Below are 21,469 nucleotides of genomic sequence, written 5' to 3' on the forward strand. Positions count from 1 at the left end.
GTGATTTGAACCTTGATTGGCCAGAGTGTGAACTCACCCCCGCTGCAGGCGCGGCGCGTTGCACCAGCCCCCGTAGCGTGTGGGCGATGACATTCCTTCCAGCCCGTTAGGCCGTGGCGGCCGGCACGGCGGAGGCCACTGCGGAGGCCTCCGCGTTCCCTTACGCATGTCGCCTGCTGCTGATGCTGGCCTGTCTGGCCTGGCCGCTGCGTGGCGATGCGCAGGGGGTGCTGCGCCCGATCCCGCACCTGCAGGATGCGACCACCGGGCTGCCCGCCCGCGAGGTGCGCGACGTGGTGGAAGACACGCACGGCGACCTCTGGCTGGCCACCGAACTCGGGCTGCTGCGCTTCGACGGCCGGCGTTATCGGCGGATGCCGTCGGCACGCGAACGGCCGGCAGCGGCCCTGTCGCAGTTGCACGTCGATCCGCACGGGCGCCTCTGGGGCCTGACCGCCGCGCAGCAGCTGCTGGTCTGGTCCGACGACCGTCAACGCGTCCATCTCCGTCCCGCCCCGCGGCAGGCGGGCACCGCACCGCCGCTGCGCATTGCGCATCTGTCCAGCGACCTGCTCGGCATGTGGGTAGGCAGCACCGCCGAGGGCGCCTACGTGTGGCGCGATGCCACTGGCTGGCTGCGCGTGCGCGGGCTGCCGTCGCCGCGGATCACCGCCCTGGCGCGCGATCTGGACGGGGGCATGTGGGTGGGCACCGCGAACGGTCTGGCCTACGGCCGCTCGGCACAGCTGCGGCCGGTCGCGGCATGGCCGTCCACGCCGGTGGTGGGTCTATCGCCCGATCCGCGCGGTGGTGTGTGGGTGACCACCGCACGGGCCGTGTTCCATATCGCCCACGTCGACGCCATGCCGGTACGCACGCATGCCACTGCCGCCCACGTGCTGCTGCGGGGCGAGGCCGGCGAAACCTGGCAGCAGCAGCCCGATGGGCTGGTGCTGATGCACGCCGCCGGTGTGCAGCGCGTTGCGCTGCCGTCCGCGCCGGGGCAGCGCGTCCCGGCGATTCGGCAGGTGCGGGAGGACCGCAACGGCGGTGTGTGGCTGCGCAGCGACGACCATCGCCTGTGGCGGCTGCCACCGCGCTGGCAGCAGTTCACCGCGCTGGCATCGGCGGCGGGCCTGCGCGACCCGCACGCACGCGCGCTGGCAGCGTCGAGCGATGGCCGGGTCTGGGTGGCCGGCAGCCACGGAAACCTGCAGCAGCTCGATCCGCGCACCGGTGTGGCGCGACGTCCGGCGGCGTTCGCCGGTGAACTGGCCGAGGCGCGCACGTTGGGCATGGCCGAGGATGCGCAGGGCAGGGTCTGGATGGCGACGGACGCGCGGCTGCTGCGCTACGACCCGGCCCGCCGGCAGTGGCGGCGCTGGCCATTGCCGGTTGAGCCCGGACCGGGGCGGCTGGCGGTAGCGGTGTGCCGCGATGGCGCGGTGTGGATCGCCGCGAACGACCACGTCCAGCGTCGCGATGCGGACGGTGTGGTGCACCTGCAGGGCGCGCCGGCGGCGCTGGGGTGGACGCCGCCGTCGTCGGCGGTCCCGATGCTGTGTGCACGCGATGGCACCCTGTGGGTCGGCGACCGCCGTGGTCTGCGTCGGTGGCTGCCGGCCCAAGAGCGCTTCGCGGGTGTCTCCGGCGGTGTCGCCGGCGCCATCTCGGCGGTGGCCGAGGACGCGCAGGGGCATCTGTGGACCAGCGGCCCCGGTGCGTTGCAGCGCTACCGCTGGGACGGGCAGCGGCTGCACCCGGCACAGCGCTTCGATGCCGCGCAGGGGTATCCGCAGCTGGATGCGCAGGCGCTTGCCGTGGACGCGGCAGGGATGGCGTGGAGCGGCAGCGCCCGGGGTCTGGTGCGTGCCAACCCGCACACCGGACGCATCCGCCTGTTCGACCGGGCCGACGGTGTACCGGTGCAGCAGGTGATGCCCCAGCGCCTGCGCACGCTGTCAGATGGCACGCTGGTGGCAGCGGTGCGCGAAGGCGGCGTGCTGCTGTTCGATCCCGCCCGCGTGCGTGATCCGTCGCGACGGCGCGGGCTGCGCATCGACGCGGTCAGCGTGCACCGGGAGGAGACGATGACCCGGTTGCCGGTGGCCGGCACCGTGCGGTTGCGCTCCAGCGACCGCAACGTCCGGGTCGCCGTGCGTCTGGCCGGCCATGACGGCTCCGCGCGCGTGCGCTACCGGTTCGCACTGCGTGGGATGGGCAACGACGGCGTGGATACCGGCAGCCTCGGCCAGCGCATGTTCGCGCGGCTTCCGCCCGGCCGGCATGTCCTCGACGTGCAGGCCCTGCCAGGCGACGGCCGTGCTGCGTCGCATGCATCCCTCGTGCTCGAGGTCGCGCCCGGAGTGTGGCAGGCGCCACGCGGGCGGCTGGCCATCATCGTGGTGCTTGGCGCGGGCACCGCACTCGGCGCACGCGCCTGCCGCCGCCATGCACGGCGGCAGCGCCGCGCGCTGCATCGGCAGGAGCAGCGGCAGCGGGCGGCACAGGTATCGCAGGCGCGCACCGACCTGCTGCTGTGCATGGGCCGGGATGTCCGGGTGCCGATGACGACGGTACTGGGCTGGAGCGAAGCCCTGCAGCATGCGCCGTTGACCGTTGCGCAGCGCGACCAGGTGCGCAGCCTGCATCGCGCCGGTGAACACCTGATGCAGTTGATGGACGACGCGCTGGATGTGGCGCAGGTGGAAGCCGGCACACCGCAGCTGCAGCGCGTGGCGTTCGACCTGCCCGCGCTGCTGCACGACCTGCAGGCTCTGCTGCAGCCGGTGGCGCAGGCGCGCGGCGTGCTGCTGCACTGGCAGGTGGACCCCGCAGCGCGGCGCGGTTTCCTCGGCGATCCCGCACGCCTGCGTCAGGTCCTGCTCAACCTGCTCGGCAACGCGTTGAAATTCACGGCGCAGGGGCAGGTGGTACTGGAGGCGGCGTACACCGGCCCTGCAGGCGGTCTTCGCCTGCGCGTGACCGATACCGGCCCCGGGTTGGACCCGGCGCAGCAGCGGCGCATTTTCCAGCGCTTCGAACAGGCCGACGGCGCGCGTACGGCAGCGCGCCACGGCGGCACCGGCCTGGGCCTGGCGATCTCGCGGCAGCTGGCGCAGGCGATGGGCGGGGATATCACGCTGACGAGCGTGGTCGGGGAGGGGAGCTGCTTTACCCTGCAGTTGCCCTTGCCGCCGGCCCGCACGCCTGCCGGTGCCGGTGACATCGCGCAGGCCACACGGCAGCGCCCACGCGCGCTGCGGCTGCTGGTGGTGGCGCCGGCGGTGGCCGACGTGATCGCCGCGTTGCTGCGGCAACTCGGCCATGACGTACAGATCGGCGACGGCCGGGCGCCTGAGCTGGCGATGGCCGCGCCGGCATGGGACGCGATCCTGGTCGACCCGGCGCTGGGCGACGCCGCCGGCCGCATCGGCATGCGGCTGGGCGCGCGATGGCCTGGTGTGCCCCGTCTTGCGCTGAGCGCCTGCAGCGCGCCGCAGGCGGCGCGGCTCGCGCACGCGGGCGGATACGCCGCGTTCCTGCGCCTGCCTGTCACCACGCGGCATCTGGCCACGGCATTGCAGCAGTGCGTGGGGCCGTGATGAACGGCGTGGTGCGGCGGGGTCTGGCGGTGCTCTGGGGATGCCTGTGCATGCCGGGCGCGTGGGCGGCTGCGCCCGATGCGGTGCAGGTTTCCATGCGGCAGGGACTGCCATCGGACCGCGTCTACCAGATCGTGGAGGATCGGCAGGGCTACCGCTGGTTTGCGACCTCCGATGGGCTGGCGCGCCATGATGGGCGCCGTTTCCGGCTGTGGCGCATCGAGCAGGGGCTGCCGGACAACGACATCACCAGCGTGGCGTTGGATGCGCAGGACCGGTTGTGGGCCGGCACCGCCAGCGGCCACCTGCTGTATCTCTCCGCCAATCACCGGCAACTGCGGCGGATGGACGGTGCGGGCGCGCGCCCCGTGGCGGCCGGCGCGATCACCACGCTGTTGGCGCTGCCGGACGGCACGCTCTGGTTCGGCACCCGCGATGCCGGGCTGTACCGGCGCAGCGCCGCCGGGCGGCTGCAGCAGTTCCTGCCGGGGCCCGTTGCTGCAGGCGTGCCGTCGGCCCGTGTGCATGCGCTGGCGCGCGGCGCGGATGGCAGCGTGTGGATCGGCACCGCAGGCGGCCTGGCACGCTGGCGCGACGGCGCGTTCCTGCCGACGCCCGCCGCGGCACAGGCGGTACACGCGTTGTCCCCGGTGGGGACGCAGATGTGGGTGGGCGACGCCGGCGGTGTGCAGCGGCGCGGCGCGTCGGGTGCGGTCGCCGTGCCTGCAGCGGGATCGGCACCGGGCCTGCGCCTGCTCGGGGTCGGACGCGATGGTGCGCGTTGGCTGGCGCGGGGCGCGCGCGCGTGGCGCGAAGACCCGCACACGGGCGTGCAGCGCGTGGTGACGCTGGCGGCGCCGGACGGACGGGCGCGACCGCGTTTCGTGGGCATGCACGAGGATCGCGACGGGGGCGTGTGGCTGCTCGCCGCGCAGCTGGGGGTTTGGCGGCTGCGTCCGGACTGGCGCGCGTTCCGCGCCGTGCCGGGCACACCGGGGCCGGGCACGGCGATGCCGCTGGCGTTGGCCAGCGGGCGTGACGGCGGCGCCTGGCTGGCCGGCACCGACGGTGGGCTGTACTGGATCGACGCAGCCACCGCGCAGCGCCCCCGCCGGGTGGTGCGCGCTGCGACGGCGCGCGGAGCGCTCGGGCGCGCCGTTGCCGAAGACAGGCAGGGCCACGTGTGGATCGCCGCGCCGGGCCGGTTGACTCGTTGGGACCCGCGCAGCGGTGCGCTGCGGCGCTGGTCGATCCCGATCCAGCCGGCGGGCGCCCAGCGGGTGCTTCGCAGTTGCGGAAGCGGGCATCTCTGGCACCTGGACGGCGATTGGCTGCAGCAGCGCGATCTGCAGGGCCGCCTGCGCGGCCGCTGGTTGCGCAGTGCGGTGGGCCTGCCGGCAACGCTCGACGCGGCGGCGATGCACTGCGGTGCCGACGGCATGCTGTGGGTGGTGCAGGCGGCGCGGGTGTACCGCTGGCAGGCGTCACGACGGCGCTTGGAACCGGTGCCCGGCATCGACGCAGACGCCGTGACCGCCCTGCACGTGGATGCGCAGGACCGGGTGTGGGTGGCCGGACACTCTGCGGTGACCGCCTATCGCTGGCAGGGCGGCGAAGTGATCGCCGAGGCGCGACGGCCGCTCGATCCCCGCGCAGGCCCGGTACGCGCATTGGTGACCGATGCCGGTGGCGGGGTGTGGGCGACCACGGCCCGCGGGTTGCTGTGGCTGGGAAACGGCGAAGACGCGGCGCGCGAGCTGATCCCGGCCGATGGCCTGCCGGCGGCCGCCGTGCGCAGCGGACAGGTACTGCGTGCCGGCACACGGCTGCTGCTGCCGCTGGACGCAACGGGCGGGACGGTGCTGGTGGACGTGGCGGCGTTGCGGGCGCCACGCGCCGATCCGGCGCCGGTGCTGGATCGGGTGATGGTGCGCCGCCACGGCGTGCTGGAGGAGTTGCCGGCGGCCTCGCCGGTGCGGCTCCAGCCGGGCGATCGCGATCTGCGGGTGCAGGTGCGGGTACTGACCAGCGACGGACGACGGCGCGAGTACCGCATGCGCGTGGCCGGCCAACCGGCGGGGTGGATCGCGGTCGGGCGGCCCGGCATCCGCGAGTTTCCACTGCTGGCACCGGGGCGCCATCGTGTGCTCTACCAGGCGCGCCGGGACGGCGGGCCGTGGTCGGATACGCAGGTGCTGGAGGTGGAGATGGCGCCGACCATGCTGGAACGCACCGACGTCCGCGCGGGGCTGACCGCTGGCGGCGCGCTGCTGGCCCTGGCGTTGGCCGGCAGTGGCGTGCGCCGCCGCCGACACCGCCGTCTCCAGGCCGCCGCGGCGCGCCGGCAGGCTGCCGACGAACGGGCAGGGCAGGCCAAGGCAGATTACCTGGCAACCCTCGGCCACGAACTGCGGACCCCGTTGACCGGCGTGCTGGGCATGAGCGAACTGCTGCTCGATGACCGTCTTGGCCCCGCGGAGCACGACCGGATGCGGCAGATCCACCGTGCGGGGCGGCAGCTGCTGCAGATCGTGGACCGCACGCTCGATACCGCCCGGCTGGAGGCGGGAAGGCTGGACCTGCATCCCCGCACGTTCGCGCCGCTGGCGGTGCTGCAGCGGGTAGTGAACACCCAGGTGCTGCCGCTGTGCTGCCGTGGACAGGCACTGGCGGCGTGCCTGCGCGTGGGCGCCACCTACGTCGGGTGGGGCGATCCCGAGCGCATGGCCCAGGCCGTCGCGCTGGCGCTGCAGGTTCTGGCCGACGGCACCGAGGCCCGGCAACTCCTGCTGCACGCTGACCCGCTGCCCGGGCACGCCGGCGTCCGCGTGGACATCGCGGCGCACCGGCGAGGGGGCCGCCGGGGTGCGGCGGGTACCTGGCCCCGGCGGTCGCCCACGTGCCAGGCACTGCACCAGGCCCTGTCGCCGGCGCGGCTGCGGGTGGAGGCGATGGGCGGGCGGATCGCCGTGGTAGCGGCTGCCGACGGTTGGCGGGTGGTGCTGAGCCTGCCGATGGCCGGTGGTCTGCGTCACCGGGACCCGGCCGAGGAAGATGCCGGCGGCGACGGACGGCCGCCGGTGCTGCTGGTGATGCACGACGCCGCTGCCGCCGGACGGCTGCTGGCCGGCCTGCGTGCGCACGGCCGGCACGGGCTGCATGCGGCGCATGCGCTGGCCGCCCTGTCGCTGCTGTCCCAGGGCCCGGTGGCTGCGCTGCTGGTGGAACGCGCCCTGCCGGGGCTTGATGGTCTGGCGCTGCTTGGACTGGTGCGCGACCGCGCCGGCGACGGGCCGGCCTGGCTGCTGGACCCGGCGCCCACACCGGCGCTGTCGCGGCAGGCGCGCACTGCCGGCGCGGCAGGGGTGCTGCCGCTTGGGCTCGGCGCCGCCGCCGTCGAGGCGGTGCTGCGGGCCGGGCCGGAGGCGACGCCATGAGCCGGGCGGTTTAGTATGTGGGCCGCTGCCCGGGGACCGGGATGGACGCATGCCCACCGTGGCGGGCGCAGTGAATCGACGGACAGACTCGGGAGATCCATTGGTGTTGCGTCTGCTGTGGTTGCTCCTCATCACCGTGGGCCTGTCCTGCGCCGGCCTGGCCGCCGCGCAACCGGTACCGCCGACGCCGCGCCAGGTGACGGTGTTCGACGGCCTGCCGTCGAACACGGTCAACCGCATGGCCGAGGACCGCTATGGCTATCTCTGGATCGCCACCAACGATGGCCTGGCCCGCTTCGATGGCCGCAACTACCGCATCTGGCGTGCCGAGGACGGCCTGCGCGACAACCATATCTGGACGGTGCACGTCGATCCGCGCAACCGGCTGTGGATCGGCACCGAGCACGCCGGCCTGGTGATGATGTCGGCCGATCGCCGCGAGCTGCGTTTCCACGACCGCCAGACCCATCCGGAGATCGGCAGCAACACGATCTGGAGCGTGGCGTCCACGCCGGACGGCGCGATCTGGTTCGGCACCTTCGAGGGCGGCCTGCATCGCATGGACCGCGACGGCAGCATCACCCGCTACATGCCCGAGCCGCACAATCCGCGCAGCCTGCCGTCGGCATCGGTGGGCAACCTGGCCACCACGCCCGACGGCACCCTCTGGGTGGGCACCAAGGCCGGGCTGGCGCGCTGGACCGGCCATGATTTCGAGCGCGTGCCCGCGCATCTGCTGCCGCTGGCGATGATCAACGGCCTCACCCCCGAGTCCGACGGCAGCCTGTGGATCAACACCAACGGCGGGGTGGTGGTGCGGCGTCCCGACGGGCGTTTCGAACCGGCGCCGTGGAAGGTCTCGGCGGGTGACCAGATCCTGGGCATGATGCTGCGCGACGAACAGGGCGGGTACTGGCTGGACACGCGCTCGGGTCTTGGCCGCGCCTACGACAACCAGTTCCAGCAGGTGCCGCTGTACAGCGCGGTGGCACGCGGACAGGTGCGCCCGAACTGGACCGGTGCCTATGAAGACCGCGAAGGCGGCATCTGGATGGCCAGCGCCAATGGCGGCCTGTGGCATCTGCTGCCGCGCTGGTGGCAGTTCTCGGTGCTGTCGCGCCTGGAGGACGATCCGGCATCGCTGCGCAACGCCTATGCGCTCGGCATGGCCGCCGCTGCCGATGGCGGGGTGTGGACGGTGGGCACGCACGGGGCGCTGGACAAGTTCGACCCGGTCAGCGGTCAGATCGAGCAGCACAAGACCTGGGTGGATGGCACCCAGTGGCTGCAGTCGGTGGTCGAGGACCCGCGCGGTCAGGTCTGGATCGGTTCGTGGGATGCGTTGACGCGCTACGACCCCAAGGACGGGCGCACGCGCCGTTGGGGGCGCGATGCCGCGGTTGATGCATCGATGGAGGGCGCGATCGAAGCGCTGATCCTGTGCGATGGCAACCGGCTCTGGTTGATGGCGGCCAACGGCCTGCAGCAGCGCGATCTGGATGGCCGCGTCCTCAACCAGGTCGGGCTCGGGCATGCGGGCATGGCGCCCGGGCAGATGACCCAGGACATCCAGTGCGGACCCGGGGATCATCTGTGGCAGGCCACCAACCAGGGCCTGATGCGCTGGGTGCCGATGCGTCGTCGTTTCGAGCCGGTGCCGGGCAGCCCGGGCGGCGGTGTGTACGCGATGGCGTGGGCTGCCGACGGCACGGTATGGCTGTCCGAGGAGGGCCGCCTGAGCCAGTACCGTTGGCAGGACGAGCGGCTGGTGCACACCGCGCAGATCGGCGCCGAACGCGGGTATCCGGAAGTCTCCGCATCGGGCCTGGTGGTCGATGCGCAGGGCGTGGTGTGGGCGGCCAGCGCGCGCGGGCTGGTGCGCGCCGATCCGCACAGCGAGAAGGTGCGCCTGTACGGCGTCCACGATGGCCTGCCCAGCCAGGAATTCCGTCGCCGCACGTTGACCATGACCGCCAGCGGCCGCATCGCCGGTGGCACGCCGGCCGGGGTGGTGGTGTTCGACCCGGCGCAGGTGAAGCCCTCGACGCGGCGCGCGCCGCTGGTGATCGAACGGGTGGAGGTGCGCCGCGGCGAACGGGTGATCGACCTGACCCATGTGAACCCGCTGGAGATCGCCGATGGCGACCGCGATCTGCGCATCGTGGCGCGGCTGCTGTCCTTCGCTGACTCGTCCTCCAATACCTACCGGTACCGTCTGGCCGGCTACGACCCGGACTGGGTCGAAGTAGGACCGGCCGGCGAGCGTCTGTTCTCGCGGCTGTCGCCGGGGCGCTACCGGCTGGAAGTGCAGGCCCGCTCGGCCGACCACATCTGGTCGAGGGTGCAGGTGCTGGAGTTCAGGGTGCTGCCGCCGTGGTGGCGGAGCCTGTCCGGTCTGCTGCTGCTCACCTCGCTGGTGCTGCTGTCGTTGAGCCTGTTCGCCTGGTTGTACCGGCGTCGGCTGCAGCGCAGGCACGCCTATCAGCTGGCGCTGCACAAGCAGGAGCTGGCCGAGCAGGCATCGATGGCCAAGACCCGTTTCCTGGCCAACCTGGGCCACGAAGTGCGCACGCCGATGACCGGCGTGCTGGGCATGAGCGAGCTGCTGCTCGCCTCGTCACTGGACCCGAAACAGCGCAGCTACACCGAATCGATCCGGCATGCCGGCGAGCACCTGCTGCACCTGGTCAACGACGCGCTGGACCTGGCGCGGATCGAATCGGGGCGGCTGGAGCTGCAGGCGCAGCCGTTCCCGCTGGACCAGCTGGTACACGATGTGTGCACGCTGATGAGTGCGCTGGCCGAACAGAAGCAGCTGCGTTTCATGGTCGACAACGCGTTGCCGCCGGGTACCTGGGCGGTGGGCGATGAAATGCGCGTGCGCCAGATCCTGCTCAACCTGCTCGGCAACGCCGTCAAGTTCACCAGCCACGGCCATGTCAGCCTGCATCTGCGCGCGATCGCGCCCGATCGCGGCGTGTACATCGAAGTGGCCGATACCGGCCCGGGCATCAGCGCCGAACAGCAGTTGCGCCTGTTCAAACGCTTCGAGCAGGCCGATGGTGCACGCACGGCCGCGCAGTACGGCGGCAGCGGCTTGGGGCTGGCGATCTGCCGGGAACTGGCGCTGGCGATGCAGGGCCAGGTGGACGTGGACAGCCAGCTGGGCAGCGGCACGCGTTTCAGCGTGACCCTGCCGTTGGCGTTGCAGCACGGCGCTGCCGCCGATGCCGCGCCGGGGGCGGCGGCGGTGGCCACGCTGCCGCCGTTGCGCATCCTGCTGGTGGAGGACGACACGACCGTGGCCGAGGTGGTGACCGGGCTGCTGGGCGCGCGCGGCCACGAGGTGATCCACGCCGCCCACGCACTGGCGGCCCTGCGCGAGGTGATGGATACCCGTTTCGACGTGGCGCTGCTGGATCTGGATCTGCCCGGGCTGAGCGGTATCGAGCTGGCCGAGCAGTTCCGCAACCAGGGCTACGACATGCCGATCATCGCGGTGACCGCGCGCACCGATCCGGCGATCGAGGCGCAGGTACGCCAGGCCGGGTTCAAGGACTTCCTGCGCAAGCCGGTGACCGGCGATCTGCTGGTGGCCGCGATCGCCCGCGCGCTGGGCCCGTGGCCGCCGCCCGCGTAGCGCCGGCTACTCGGCCACTTCCTCGACGTCGCGCGGCGAGGGACGGGTATCGGGAAGCTGCCAGAAGATCAGTGTGGAGGTCAGGGTGATCGCCCCCACGCAGACGAAGGTGGCATGCAGCGCGGCGGTGGCACCGTGGGCGACATCGAGATGGCCGAACGCGGCCAGCAGGCTGCCGGCCGCCGCGGCGCCGAAACCGGTGGCGAGCATCATCACCATCGACAGCAGGCTGTTGCCGGGGCTGGCGAATTCGCGGTCCAGATCGCGCAGGGTCACGGTGTTCATGACGGTGAACTGCAGCGAGTTGACCGCGCCGAACACCGCCAGCTGCACCACGCGCAGCCACGTGGGCTGGCCGGGGGTCATGAAAATGAAACTGGCCATCGCCAGGCCGACGAGCACGGTGTTGACCATCAGCACGCGGCGGTAACCGAACCGTTCAACCAGTTTGACGGCATAGCGCTTGGAGACCATGCCGGCGGCGGCCACCGGGATCATCAACAGGCCGGCATTCATCGGGCTCATGCCCATGCCGATCTGCAGGAGCAGAGGAATCAGCAGCGGCATGGCGCTGCTGCCGATGCGCGAGAACAGGTTGCCGAGGATGCCGATGCGGTAGCTGGGCACATGGAACAGGGCCAGCGAGAACAGCGGTGCGGTGGAGTTGGCCGCGTGCAGCCAGTACCCCACCAGCGCGGCCAGGCCGGCAACGGTCATCAGCATGACCAGCGCATGCGGGGTGCCCATGCCGGAGATGCCGTCCAGTGCCAGCGACAGCACCACCATGCCGAAGGCAAGCATGAGGTAGCCGGGCAGGTCGAAGCGGGTGCGATGCTCGGCGTAGTGGTCGGGCATGATCTTCATGGCGGCGATGAAGCCGATCACGCCGATCGGCAGATTGATCAGGAACACCCAGTGCCAGGAGGCGACCTCGACCAGCCAGCCGCCGAGGGTAGGCCCGATCAGCGGCCCGATCAGTGCGGGGATGGCGATGAAGCTCATGGCGCGCAGGAAGTCGTCGCGCGGCACCGAGCGCATCACGGCGAGACGGCCGACCGGCAGCAGCATCGCGCCGCCAACGCCCTGCAGGACACGCGCGCCCACCAGCTGGTGCAGCGTCTGCGCCAGCGCACAGGCGAGGGAGCCGAGGGTGAACAGGATGATGGCGACGAGGAAGGTGCGGCGCGTGCCGAAGCGGTCGGCGATCCAGCCGGAGGCGGGGATGAAGGTGGCCACCGCCAGCGCGTAGCTGAACACCACCGACTGCATCTGCAGCGGGCTTTCGCCCAGGCTGCGCGCCATCGCCGGCAGGGCGGTATTGACGATGGTCGAATCCAGCATCTGCATGAAGATCGCCAGCGATACCAGCCACAACAGGGGCCGTATCGAAGCGTAGCTGCCGGTCGTCATCGTGCGTGCCTTCCTCAACGAAGCGCACATGATCGCCGATGTGGGATCAAGAAACGGTGGAGCTGCGGCAACGGACCGGCAGGCGCCGGTCCGATGAACGCATTGCGATGCGCCGGTCACCTGCCGCTGGGGCCCGGCGGTTGCGCTGCCTGTGCAGCCCCCTCAGCGCTGGCTCAACCGATGCACCGCGTCCACCAGCACGCCGACGTGGTCGGGGTTCATGTCCGGCGACATGCCATGCCCCAGGTTGAACACATGGCCCTCGCGCGAACCGCCGTTGCCGTGGGCGTAGCTGTCGAGCACGTGCCCGGCGGCGCGCTCGATGGCCGCCGGGTTGCCGTACAAAGTGGCCGGGTCGAGATTGCCCTGCAGTGCCACGCGACCGCCGGTGCGGGCCACGGCGTCGGACAGGTCCAGGGTCCAGTCCACGCCGAGTGCATCGGCGCCGGTGTCGGCCAGTGCGCCCAGGTGCAGGCCGGTGCCCTTGCCGAACAGGATCAGCGGGGTGCGCTGGTCGCCCTGGCCGCGCTCGAGCTCCTGCGCGATGCGGGTGAGGTAGCGCAGCGAGAACTCGCGGTACATCGAGGGGCTGAGCACGCCGCCCCAGGTGTCGAAGACCTGCAGGACCTGGGCGCCGGCGGCGCGCTGGGCCGCCAGGTAGGCGATCACCGCATCGGTGACCACCGACAGCAGCTGGTGCAGGGCCGCCGGTTCGTTCAGCGCCATTGCCTTGATCCGGGCGAAGTCCTTGCTGCCGCCGCCTTCGACCATGTAGCAGGCCAGGGTCCAGGGGCTGCCGGAGAAGCCGATCAGCGGCACCTTGCCGTCCAGTTCACGGCGGATCACGCGCACCGCGTCCATCACGTAGCGCAGTTCGGTTTCCATGTCCGGCACCGCCAGCCGGGCGATGGCGGCGGCATCGCGCACGGGGTGACGGAACTTGGGGCCCTCGCCATCGACGAAGTACAGCTCCAGGCCCATCGCATCGGGGATGGTGAGGATGTCCGAAAACAGGATCGCCGCGTCGAGATCGAACCGGCGCAGCGGCTGCAGGGTGACTTCGCAGGCGATGTCGGGGGTCTTGGCCATCGCCAGAAAGCTGCCGGCCTTGGCGCGGGTGGCGCGGTACTCCGGCAGGTAGCGGCCGGCCTGGCGCATCAGCCAGACGGGGGTGCAGTCCACCGGTTCGCGGCGCAGGGCACGCAGCAGGCGGTCATGGCGGGATGGGCTGGTCACGGAACGCTTCCTTGGAATCTGGCGGCGCAGGGCCGAACGAAAGGGGGCTGACGGCGCGGTGGCCGCCTAGCGCGGCGGGTCGCCGGGGGTGCGGGTGAGGGTGTAGCCGCGGTGGAGATGCGCATCGCGCGCTTTCTCGAAGGCGGCCTGCGCCAGGTCTTCCTGCAGGAACAGCTCGCGACGCAGTTGCCCGCGCCCGCCGATGGGGCCGGACTCGTGCAGCAGCTCCCAGCCGCCGAACAGGTCCGGCTGCAGGGTGAGCTGAAGGTAGCGGGCCGGGTCGGCACCGCGGGCGAGTTGGTGCAGGAAAACGCGCATGTGCCGATTGTAGCCGCGAACGCCGGAGGCGGCCGTGGACGCTGCGCCGGGTGCGGCAGACGGTCGCAGCCTCAGCCGGCGGCGAGCACGCGCAGCACGTCGGCCTCGTCAACGTCGGCCACCACTTCGGCGCGGCCGATGCCACGCCACAGCACCAGGCGCAGGCGGCCGGCAATGTTCTTCTTGTCCAGCCGCATCCGCGCCAGCAGGGCGTCGGGCGCCAGGCCGGCCGGGATCGCCACGGGCAGTTCGTAGCGCACCAGCAGATCGCGCAGCTGCGCGGTGTCGGCCTCGGTACTCATGCCCAGCTGCGCGGACAGGCGCGCGGCCAGCACCATGCCCACTGCGACCGCTTCGCCGTGGTTGAGGTTGTCGTTGCCCGGCGCGCCGTAGCCCTGTTCGGTTTCGATGGCGTGGCCGAAGGTGTGGCCGAGGTTGAGCAGAGCGCGCTCGCCCTTCTCCAGCGGATCGCGGGCGACGATCTCGGCCTTGTGCTCGCAGCTGCGCGCGATCGCCTGGGCCAGCGCGGCGTCGTCACCGGCCAGCAGCACGGCGTGTTCGGCGTGCAGCCACTGGAAAAACAGCGGGTCGCGGATCGCGCCGTACTTGATCACTTCGGCCAGGCCGGCACGCAGCTCGCGCGGGGGCAGGGTGCGCAGGGCGGCGGTATCGGCGATGACTGCGCGCGGCGGGTGGAAGGCACCCACCAGGTTCTTGCCTTCGGGAATGTCCACGGCGGTCTTGCCGCCGACCGAGGAGTCGACCATCGCCAGCAGCGAGGTCGGCAACTGCACGCAGTCCACGCCGCGCATCCAGCAGGCCGCCGCAAAGCCGGCGAGGTCGCCGGCGACGCCGCCGCCGAGCGCCATCACGCAGGCATCGCGGGTGGCGCCGAGCGCGGCGAGCGCGGTGATCGCCGCGCCGAAGTTGTCCAGGGTCTTGGAGGCTTCGCCGGCCGGCAGCACCAGGGTGCCGATCAGCAGGTCCGGGCGGGCGTCGAGCAGGGCGGCCTTGACCCCGTCCAGGTACAACGGCGCCACGGACGAATCGCTGAGCAGCAGCACATGGCGGCCGCGGACGTGCTGCACCAGCAGTGCGCCCTGGCCGAGCAGGCCCGGGCCGATGTGGATGGTGTAGGGCGTGTCGCCGCCGACGGCGACGGTGCGGGGGGCGGGGGTCATGCGGGGGTGTCCTGTCGCTGCCATTGCGCGGCCAGGCGCAGCACCAGCTGCGCGGTGGCCTCGGCGGGGGTGTAGAGATCGGTATCCAGGGTGAGGTCGGCCAGCCCGCGGTACAGCGGGTCGCGCAGGGCCGCCATCTCGAGCAGCACCTGCTCGCGGTCCGGGCGCTGCAGCAGCGGGCGGCCGCGGTCGCGCGCCAGGCGTTCAAGCTGGGCCGGCACGCTGACCCGCAGGTACACCACAAAGCCGCGGCGGCCGATGGCCGCCCGGTTGTCCGGGTCCAGCACGGCGCCGCCGCCGGTGGACACCAGCTGGTTGCGGCCGGTCAGCAGTGCCTGCAGCACCTGGCGCTCGTGCTGGCGGAAGCCGGCTTCCCCGGCGTGCTCGAACAGGGCCGGAATGCTGGCGCCCGTGGCCTCGACGATGGCCTGGTCGGCGTCCACGAAGTCCAGCGTGAAGCGCTCCGCCAGGCGGCGCCCGATGCAGGTTTTGCCGGCGCCCATCGGGCCGATCAGGATCAGGTTCGGAGCGGGATTCATTACCCGCGATCCTAACATCTCCGTGCCACGGCCTTTACGCGCCGGCCCGCATGGTGGGCAGCGCGGAATGTCCCGCGCGCAGCCGGAGCCTGTCCATGTCAGTGGCCAAAATCATCGAGATCAATGCCTCCTCCAAGACCAGCGTCGAGGACGCCGTGCGCAGTGGCCTGAAGAAGGTATCCGAGACGGTGAAGGGCATCCAGGGCGCCTGGATCAACGAGACCAAGGTGGTCACAGACGGCGAAGGCAACATCACCGAATGGCGGGTCAACCTGCGGGTGACGTTCCTGGTGAGCTGAGGGGCGGTGCCGGCACGATGCGGCGCTGCTCGTCCAGCGCGATCACCCGGTCGGCAAGGGCCGGCAGCGTGCGCAGTGCCTGCCGGCTGACGCGTTCGTAGTACTGCACGAAGCGCTCCAGCTGGGCGCGGCTCATGCTGCTGCGCCCTGGCTGGGCGGCCTGCAGGTTCTGTTCCTGCTGCCAGCGCCAGCGCGGAATCACCGAGAAATCCGGCGGCTGCAGGAACCACAGCCGGTCGCAGCGCTGCCACAGCGCGGGATAGTCCCTGGCCAGCGCTTCGTTGCACCAGCGCCGCCAGCGGCCATCGGGGTCGGCCTCGCGCTCGAGCGCATTGAGCGGCGTCGCCAGCTCCGCCTCGGTCTGGGGCGGCGTACCGAGGAACCAGCCTTCGAACACCAGCAGGTCCAGTGGGCCCGCCAGCCGTGGCCAGGCGGACGCCGGCTCGCGCTCGTCGGCCAGCTTGTCGAAGCGGGGCAGGGTGACCGGCCCGCCGGCGGCGACCGCGTCGAGCGTGGCGTGGGCCAGGGGTAGATCGTGCGTGCCGGGCGGGCCACGGGTGAGCAGCAGCGGGTGCACCTGCCGCGCCAGGCGCTGGCGCTGCGCGCGGGTCAGGTAGACATCATCGATGGAGAGCATGGCCGCACGCAGACCGCGCGCCTCCGCCAGGGCCACCACCTGGGCAGCCAGCGTCGATTTGCCGCTCCCCTGCAGGCCGCTGATCGCCAATACTGGAATGGCCGCACCACACCCCAGTGCATCGTCCAGCGCCTGTGTGACCAGCGCATCTGGAAATCCTTTTGTCACGGGCATGTACGCAGGTGCGGGCATGCAGCGACAATAAACCCAAACCGCGCGACAAGAAAACCGCCATGACCGATCTGTATGCCGAAGCGTTGTCCACCTTTGCCGGGCTGTTCGAAGAAGCCAAGGCAAGCCGCGAAGTCGAACCCAATGCCATGACGGTGGCCACCGCCGACGCCGGCGGACGGCCGTCGGCGCGGACTGTGCTGCTCAAGGCGTTCGATGCGCGCGGCTTCGTGTTCTATACCCACCTGGCCAGCCACAAGGGCCGCGAACTGCAGGAAAACCCGCACGCGGCGCTGCTGTTCCTGTGGCGCAGCCTGCGCGAGGCCGGCATCCAGGTGCGCATCGAGGGGGCGGTGGAGCAGGTGGCCGACGCAGAGGCCGATGCCTACTTCGCCTCGCGTCCGCGCATGAGCCAGATCGGTGCATGGGCCTCGCTGCAGTCGGAGACGCTGGCCTCGCGCGAGGCATTCGATGCGCGCGTGGCCGAGGTCGAAGCGCGTTTCGACGGCCAGGACGTGCCGCGCCCGGCCGGTTGGAGCGGCCTGCGCGTGGTGCCGCAGCGGATCGAGTTCTGGTACGGCGCGCAGTTCCGCCTGCATGAGCGCTGGTGCTACGAGATCGACCCGGCCGGGCAGTGGAGCAAGCGGCTGCTGTTCCCGTGAGTGCGCCCGCGCCCATGATCCGGCAGGCGGTACCCGCCGACGCCGCGGCATGGGCGCGGCTGCGGCTGGGGCTGTGGCCCGACGCGGACGACCCGATGGATGCGTTGGCCCTGTCACTGGCCGATACCGACGGGGCGGTGCTGCTGGCGTGTACCGCGGACGGCGAGGCGATCGGTTTCGCCGAGGTGCGGCTGCGCCGCGACTACGTCAACGGCACCGACAGCTCGCCGGTTGGCTTTCTCGAAGGCTGGTACGTGCAGCTGGGCTGGCAGGGCCACGGCGTGGGACGCGCGCTGCTCGATGCGGCGGCGGCCTGGACACGCTCGGCCGGCTGCAGCGAACTGGCCTCGGACAGCGCGCTGGACGCGGTGGCCGCGCACGCGGCGCATCGTGCCTGCGGGTTCGAGGAAACCGAGCGCGTGGTGTATTTCCGCAGGGCGTTGCCGCCACTGCCCTGACGCGCGCGCCGCGCGGCCGCTAGACGATCGCCGCCGCGCGCAGCCACCGCCACAGCGTGGTGCGCGAAACGCCGAGCTGCGCGCACGCCTGCTCGCGGTTGCCGCCGCACGCGGCGAGGACCTGCCGCAGCGTGGCGGCGTCCGGCCGGGAAGCCACGGCCGGCGCCGCAGCCGACGGCGGCGCATCGGCCAGTGCGGGCGTCGGCAGTCCGTCCAGTTCCGGCACCCAGTGCAGCAGCTGGGTCAGCGACAGGTCGCCTGGCCGGTGCTGCCAGTGGATGCGCAGCCGGTCGACCACGTTGCGCAGCTCCCGCACATTGCCCGGCCACGGCGCCTCGCCCAGCCGCTGCAGCGCTGCCGCCGACAATGGTGAGGCGGTCTGGCCGAGCTGCCGGAAGAAATGGGCCACCAGCAGCGGGATGTCGTCGCGGCGTTCGCGCAGGGTGGGCAGGGCGATGCGCAATGCCGCCAGGCGGTAATACAGATCGCGGCGGAAGCGCTGCGCCTCCACCAGCGATTCCAGCGTCTGCAGCGTGGCCGCGACCACGCGCACGTCCACTGGCGTCGGCTCGGTGGCGCCCACGCGCAGCACCTCGCGCTCTTCCAGGACACGCAGCAGGCGGGTCTGCAACGGCAGCGGCAGCTCGCCGATTTCATCGAGGAACAACGTGCCGCCCTCAGCGGCTTCCACCAGACCGACACGGCCGCCACGACGTGCGCCGGTGAACGCGCCTTCGTTGTAACCGAACAGCTCGGCCTCGAGCAGCGACTCGCTGATCGCCCCGCAGTTGAGCGCCACGAAGCGTCCGCGCCGGCCACTGGCGGCATGCAGTTGGCGTGCCACCAGCTCCTTGCCGGTGCCGGTGGCGCCGGTGACCAGCACGGTGCTGTCGTGCGGGGCGTACAGCGCGATGCGATCGCGTACCTGCTGCATCGGCAGGCTGTCGCCGAGCAGGGCGTGGTCGGCATCGCGGTGCCGGGCCGGCGGTCGTCGCCGTGGCGAGAGCGCACCGGACCGGGCCAGGGTCTGGGTCAGTTCCAGCGCATGTTCGAACGCCTGGCGGACCGAATCGGCCGAGTACAGCAGCACGCCGGGCAGGCCCACCTGTTCGGCATGGTCGATGGCCATGCCGGTGCCGACGATCACCTCGATCCCGTTGGCGCGCATGTCGGCAATGCAGTCGCGGGCATCTTCACGGGTGACAAAGCGGCGGTGCTCGATGTCCAGCCCGAAGCTGTGCTGGAAGCTGCCGAAGGTGGGCACGTCGGTGGCATGGGTGACCAGGCCGATGCGCGGTGCAATTCGCCGCGCGCGCGCCAGCGCTTCCATCAGGTCGAAGCCATTGGCCTGGATCGGCACCAGCGGCACCTCCAGCCGGCTGCGCAGGTACGCCGCGTTGGAACCGCCGGCGATCACCACATCGCAGTGTTCGCGACGCAGGCGCTGGCCGATCACGTCCACCGCTTCCTCGAAGCCGAGGTTGATCGGCACGATCCGCGCGCGGCGGTCGAACTCCGGAATCACATCGCCGAGCAGGCCGGTCAGACGGGACACGCTCACCGTCCAGATCACCGGCAGGTGGCCGGGGTCCGGGTCGGGCAGGCGATGGCGGGGCAGGCTGATCGACATGGCAATGTTTCAATGTTTCAGTGCCATCCATGTTACATGTGTTTCATTGGGCGGGAATGAAACGTTGCTGCCACGGTCCTGTCTCAATGAATTCATAGGGTTGCGACTTGGCACGCCCCTTGCGCCTGTCCTCCCGTCACTCACGATGGAATGCCACATGAGCTCCTCTGTTTCCTCCGCGGGCAGCCGCTTCCGCGCTGCGCTGGCCGCCGAATCGCCCCTGCAGGTGATCGGCGCGATCAACGCCAACCACGCCCTGCTGGCCCAGCGTGCCGGCTACCGGGCCATCTACCTGTCCGGCGGCGGCGTCGCCGCAGGCTCGCTGGGCCTGCCGGACCTGGGCATCAACACCCTGGAAGACGTGCTGATCGACGTGCGCCGCATCACCGACGTCTGCGACCTGCCGCTGATGGTGGACATCGACACCGGCTTCGGCCCCAGTGCGTTCAACATCGCGCGGACCGTGAAGTCGCTGATCAAGGCCGGTGCTGCCGCCTGCCACATCGAAGACCAGGTCGGTGCCAAGCGCTGCGGCCACCGCCCGGGCAAGGAGATCGTGACGCAGGGCGAGATGGTCGATCGCGTGAAGGCCGCCGCCGATGCCAAGACCGATCCGGACTTCTTCCTGATCGCGCGTACCGACGCCATCCAGGTGGACGGCGTGGATGCGGCGATCGAGCGCGCCATCGCCTGCGTCGAGGCCGGTGCCGATGGCATCTTCGCCGAGGCCGCCTATGACCTGGACACCTACCGCCGCTTCGTCGATGCGGTGAAGGTGCCGGTCCTGGCCAACATCACCGAGTTCGGCAAGACCCCGCTGTTCAGCCGCGATGAACTGGCCTCGGCCGGCGTGGCGATCCAGCTGTTCCCGCTGTCCGCGTTCCGCGCCGCCAACAAGGCCGCCGAGAACGTGTATGAGACCATCCGTCGGGAGGGCCACCAGCGTAACGTGGTCGACGCGATGCAGACGCGCGAGGAACTGTACGACCGTATCGGCTACCACGCCTTCGAGCAGCAGCTCGATGCGCTGTTCGCCGCCAAGAAGTAACACCGAAGCACTGTTTTCCTGGAGGGATCATGAGCGAAGCAACCACCGCCCCCGGCTTCAAGCCGAAGAAGTCCGTCGCCCTGTCGGGCACCGCCGCCGGCAACACCGCACTGTGCACCGTTGGCCGCAGCGGCAATGACCTGCACTACCGCGGTTACGACATCCTGGACCTGGCCAACACCAGCGAGTTCGAGGAAATCGCCCACCTGCTGGTGCACGGCAAGCTGCCCACGCGCGCCGAACTGGTCGCCTACAAGGCCAAGCTGAAGTCGCTGCGCGGCATTCCGGCCGCGGTCAAGGCCGCGCTGGAAGAGCTGCCGCCATCGGCGCACCCGATGGACGTGATGCGCACCGGCGTGTCGGTGCTCGGCTGCGTGTCGCCGGAGAAGGACGACCACAACCACCCGGGCGCGCGCGACATCGCCGACAAGCTGATGGCCTGCCTGGGCTCGATGCTGCTGTACTGGTACCACTGGAGCCACAACGGCCGCGCGATCGACGTGGAAACCGACGATGACTCCATCGGCGGCCACTTCCTGCACCTGCTGCACGGCGAGAAGCCGCAGGATTCGTGGGTCAAGGCGATGCACACCTCGCTGATCCTGTACGCCGAGCACGAGTTCAACGCGTCCACGTTTGCCTGCCGCGTCATTGCCGGCACCGGCAGCGACATGTACAGCTGCATCACCGGCGGCATCGGTGCGCTGCGCGGCCCCAAGCACGGCGGTGCCAATGAAGTGGCGTTCGAAGTGCAGAAGCGCTACGACTCGCCCGACGATGCCGAGGCCGACATCAAGGCGCGCGTCGAGCGCAAGGAAGTGGTCATCGGCTTCGGCCACCCGGTCTACACCGTCAGCGATCCGCGCAACAACGTGATCAAGGACGTGGCACGCGAGCTGTCGACCGAGCAGCAGAACCTGAAGATGTTCGACATCGCCGAGCGCCTGGAAACGGTGATGTGGGACATCAAGAAGATGTTCCCGAACCTGGACTGGTTCAGTGCGGTGAGCTACCACATGATGGGCGTGCCGACGGCGATGTTCACCCCGCTGTTCGTCATCGCACGCACCTCCGGCTGGAGCGCGCACATCATCGAGCAGCGTGTCGATGGCAAGATCATCCGCCCGAGCGCCAACTACACCGGGCCGGAAGACCAGGCCTTCGTGCCGATCGACCAGCGCAGGTAAGACCGACGTAC

15 protein-coding genes are annotated in these 21,469 nt (G+C 71.1%); 8 read left to right on the plus strand and 7 right to left on the minus strand.

Annotation, left to right across the window (positions count from 1 at the left end):
• The first annotated feature begins 182 nt into the window (after positions 1–182).
• From ACO6VK_RS03570 to ACO6VK_RS03580, 3 genes are all read left to right on the plus strand, one after another.
• Complete coding sequence (locus ACO6VK_RS03570; protein WP_422505604.1) at positions 183–3,605, plus strand: ATP-binding protein; 3,423 nt, start codon at positions 183–185, stop codon at positions 3,603–3,605.
• A 95-nt stretch (positions 3,606–3,700) separates the two neighbouring features.
• Entirely contained in the window at positions 3,701–7,042 is a 3,342-nt protein-coding gene (locus tag ACO6VK_RS03575; protein WP_422505605.1) for a two-component regulator propeller domain-containing protein, read from the plus strand.
• A gap of 100 nt (positions 7,043–7,142) precedes the next feature.
• On the plus strand, positions 7,143–10,682 hold the full coding sequence (locus ACO6VK_RS03580) for a two-component regulator propeller domain-containing protein (protein WP_422505606.1): 3,540 nt from the start codon (positions 7,143–7,145) through the stop codon (positions 10,680–10,682).
• Positions 10,683–10,688: 6 nt separating this feature from the next.
• On the opposite strand, the gene mdtD is transcribed toward ACO6VK_RS03580, so the two are convergent.
• The 5 genes from mdtD to ACO6VK_RS03605 all read right to left on the minus strand — a co-directional run bounded on the left by mdtD (position 10,689) and on the right by ACO6VK_RS03605 (position 15,366).
• Positions 10,689–12,092: a multidrug transporter subunit MdtD gene (gene mdtD / locus ACO6VK_RS03585; RefSeq protein WP_422505607.1), complete on the minus strand. Its 1,404-nt coding sequence runs from the start codon at positions 12,090–12,092 to the stop codon at positions 10,689–10,691.
• A gap of 162 nt (positions 12,093–12,254) precedes the next feature.
• Positions 12,255–13,328, minus strand: coding sequence for a uroporphyrinogen decarboxylase (gene hemE, locus ACO6VK_RS03590; RefSeq protein ID WP_422505608.1), 1,074 nt, complete (start codon positions 13,326–13,328; stop codon positions 12,255–12,257).
• A gap of 66 nt (positions 13,329–13,394) precedes the next feature.
• A complete protein-coding gene (locus ACO6VK_RS03595) occupies positions 13,395–13,646 on the minus strand; it encodes a WGR domain-containing protein (protein ID WP_422505609.1) in 252 nt (83 codons plus the stop codon).
• Between the two features lie 71 nt (positions 13,647–13,717).
• Entirely contained in the window at positions 13,718–14,827 is a 1,110-nt protein-coding gene (aroB, locus tag ACO6VK_RS03600; RefSeq protein ID WP_422505610.1) for a 3-dehydroquinate synthase, read from the minus strand.
• On the minus strand, positions 14,824–15,366 hold the full coding sequence (locus tag ACO6VK_RS03605) for a shikimate kinase (RefSeq protein WP_422505611.1): 543 nt from the start codon (positions 15,364–15,366) through the stop codon (positions 14,824–14,826). Before ACO6VK_RS03605 ends, aroB begins: the two co-directional genes overlap by 4 nt.
• Before the next feature lie 95 nt (positions 15,367–15,461).
• Between ACO6VK_RS03605 and ACO6VK_RS03610 the strand changes: the two genes are divergently transcribed.
• Entirely contained in the window at positions 15,462–15,665 is a 204-nt protein-coding gene (locus ACO6VK_RS03610; RefSeq protein ID WP_019186071.1) for a dodecin family protein, read from the plus strand.
• On the opposite strand, the gene ACO6VK_RS03615 is transcribed toward ACO6VK_RS03610, so the two are convergent.
• Positions 15,634–16,494: a kinase gene (locus tag ACO6VK_RS03615; protein WP_422505612.1), complete on the minus strand. Its 861-nt coding sequence runs from the start codon at positions 16,492–16,494 to the stop codon at positions 15,634–15,636. The genes ACO6VK_RS03610 and ACO6VK_RS03615 overlap by 32 nt on opposite strands.
• 41 nt (positions 16,495–16,535) lie before the next feature.
• Between ACO6VK_RS03615 and pdxH the strand changes: the two genes are divergently transcribed.
• Together pdxH and aac(6') are read left to right on the plus strand one after the other, a co-directional pair.
• Positions 16,536–17,135 carry a pyridoxamine 5'-phosphate oxidase gene (gene pdxH / locus ACO6VK_RS03620; RefSeq protein WP_422505613.1) on the plus strand — a complete coding sequence of 200 codons (600 nt, stop codon included), beginning with the start codon at positions 16,536–16,538 and terminating at the stop codon, positions 17,133–17,135.
• Positions 17,132–17,593 carry an aminoglycoside 6'-N-acetyltransferase gene (gene aac(6'), locus ACO6VK_RS03625; protein WP_422505614.1) on the plus strand — a complete coding sequence of 154 codons (462 nt, stop codon included), beginning with the start codon at positions 17,132–17,134 and terminating at the stop codon, positions 17,591–17,593. Before pdxH ends, aac(6') begins: the two co-directional genes overlap by 4 nt.
• 19 nt (positions 17,594–17,612) lie before the next feature.
• Here the strand turns inward: aac(6') and prpR are convergent, their stop codons facing one another.
• The gene (gene prpR / locus ACO6VK_RS03630; protein ID WP_422505615.1) at positions 17,613–19,223 is read right to left on the minus strand and encodes a propionate catabolism operon regulatory protein PrpR; all 1,611 of its coding nucleotides are present in this window, start codon (positions 19,221–19,223) and stop codon (positions 17,613–17,615) included.
• Positions 19,224–19,380: 157 nt separating this feature from the next.
• Here prpR and prpB point away from each other — a divergent pair, with 157 nt between their 5' ends.
• Positions 19,381–20,271 (plus strand): methylisocitrate lyase, encoded by an 891-nt coding sequence (prpB, locus tag ACO6VK_RS03635; RefSeq protein WP_051008596.1) that lies wholly within the window; start codon positions 19,381–19,383, stop codon positions 20,269–20,271.
• 29 nt (positions 20,272–20,300) lie between these two features.
• Positions 20,301–21,458 carry a bifunctional 2-methylcitrate synthase/citrate synthase gene (gene prpC / locus ACO6VK_RS03640; protein WP_017355921.1) on the plus strand — a complete coding sequence of 386 codons (1,158 nt, stop codon included), beginning with the start codon at positions 20,301–20,303 and terminating at the stop codon, positions 21,456–21,458.
• Positions 21,459–21,469 lie beyond the last annotated feature (11 nt).

Origin of the sequence: Stenotrophomonas sp. GZD-301, from assembly GCF_049310345.1 — a bacterium.
In the GTDB taxonomy this organism is placed as follows: Bacteria; Pseudomonadota; Gammaproteobacteria; order Xanthomonadales; family Xanthomonadaceae; genus Stenotrophomonas.

Bases quoted from the DNA above. Each gene is read 5' to 3' on its own strand.
- ACO6VK_RS03570 (WP_422505604.1), top strand. From the start codon at position 183: ATGCTGGCCTGTCTGGCCTGGCCGCTGCGTGGCGATGCGCAGGGGGTG.
- ACO6VK_RS03575 (WP_422505605.1), top strand. From the start codon at position 3,701: ATGCGGCAGGGACTGCCATCGGACCGCGTCTACCAGATCGTGGAGGAT.
- mdtD (WP_422505607.1), bottom strand. From the start codon at position 12,092: ATGACGACCGGCAGCTACGCTTCGATACGGCCCCTGTTGTGGCTGGTA.
- ACO6VK_RS03595 (WP_422505609.1), bottom strand. From the start codon at position 13,646: ATGCGCGTTTTCCTGCACCAACTCGCCCGCGGTGCCGACCCGGCCCGC.
- aroB (WP_422505610.1), bottom strand. From the start codon at position 14,827: ATGACCCCCGCCCCCCGCACCGTCGCCGTCGGCGGCGACACGCCCTAC.
- ACO6VK_RS03605 (WP_422505611.1), bottom strand. From the start codon at position 15,366: ATGAATCCCGCTCCGAACCTGATCCTGATCGGCCCGATGGGCGCCGGC.
- ACO6VK_RS03610 (WP_019186071.1), top strand. From the start codon at position 15,462: ATGTCAGTGGCCAAAATCATCGAGATCAATGCCTCCTCCAAGACCAGC.
- ACO6VK_RS03615 (WP_422505612.1), bottom strand. From the start codon at position 16,494: ATGCCCGCACCTGCGTACATGCCCGTGACAAAAGGATTTCCAGATGCG.
- pdxH (WP_422505613.1), top strand. From the start codon at position 16,536: ATGACCGATCTGTATGCCGAAGCGTTGTCCACCTTTGCCGGGCTGTTC.
- prpR (WP_422505615.1), bottom strand. From the start codon at position 19,223: ATGTCGATCAGCCTGCCCCGCCATCGCCTGCCCGACCCGGACCCCGGC.
- prpB (WP_051008596.1), top strand. From the start codon at position 19,381: ATGAGCTCCTCTGTTTCCTCCGCGGGCAGCCGCTTCCGCGCTGCGCTG.
- prpC (WP_017355921.1), top strand. From the start codon at position 20,301: ATGAGCGAAGCAACCACCGCCCCCGGCTTCAAGCCGAAGAAGTCCGTC.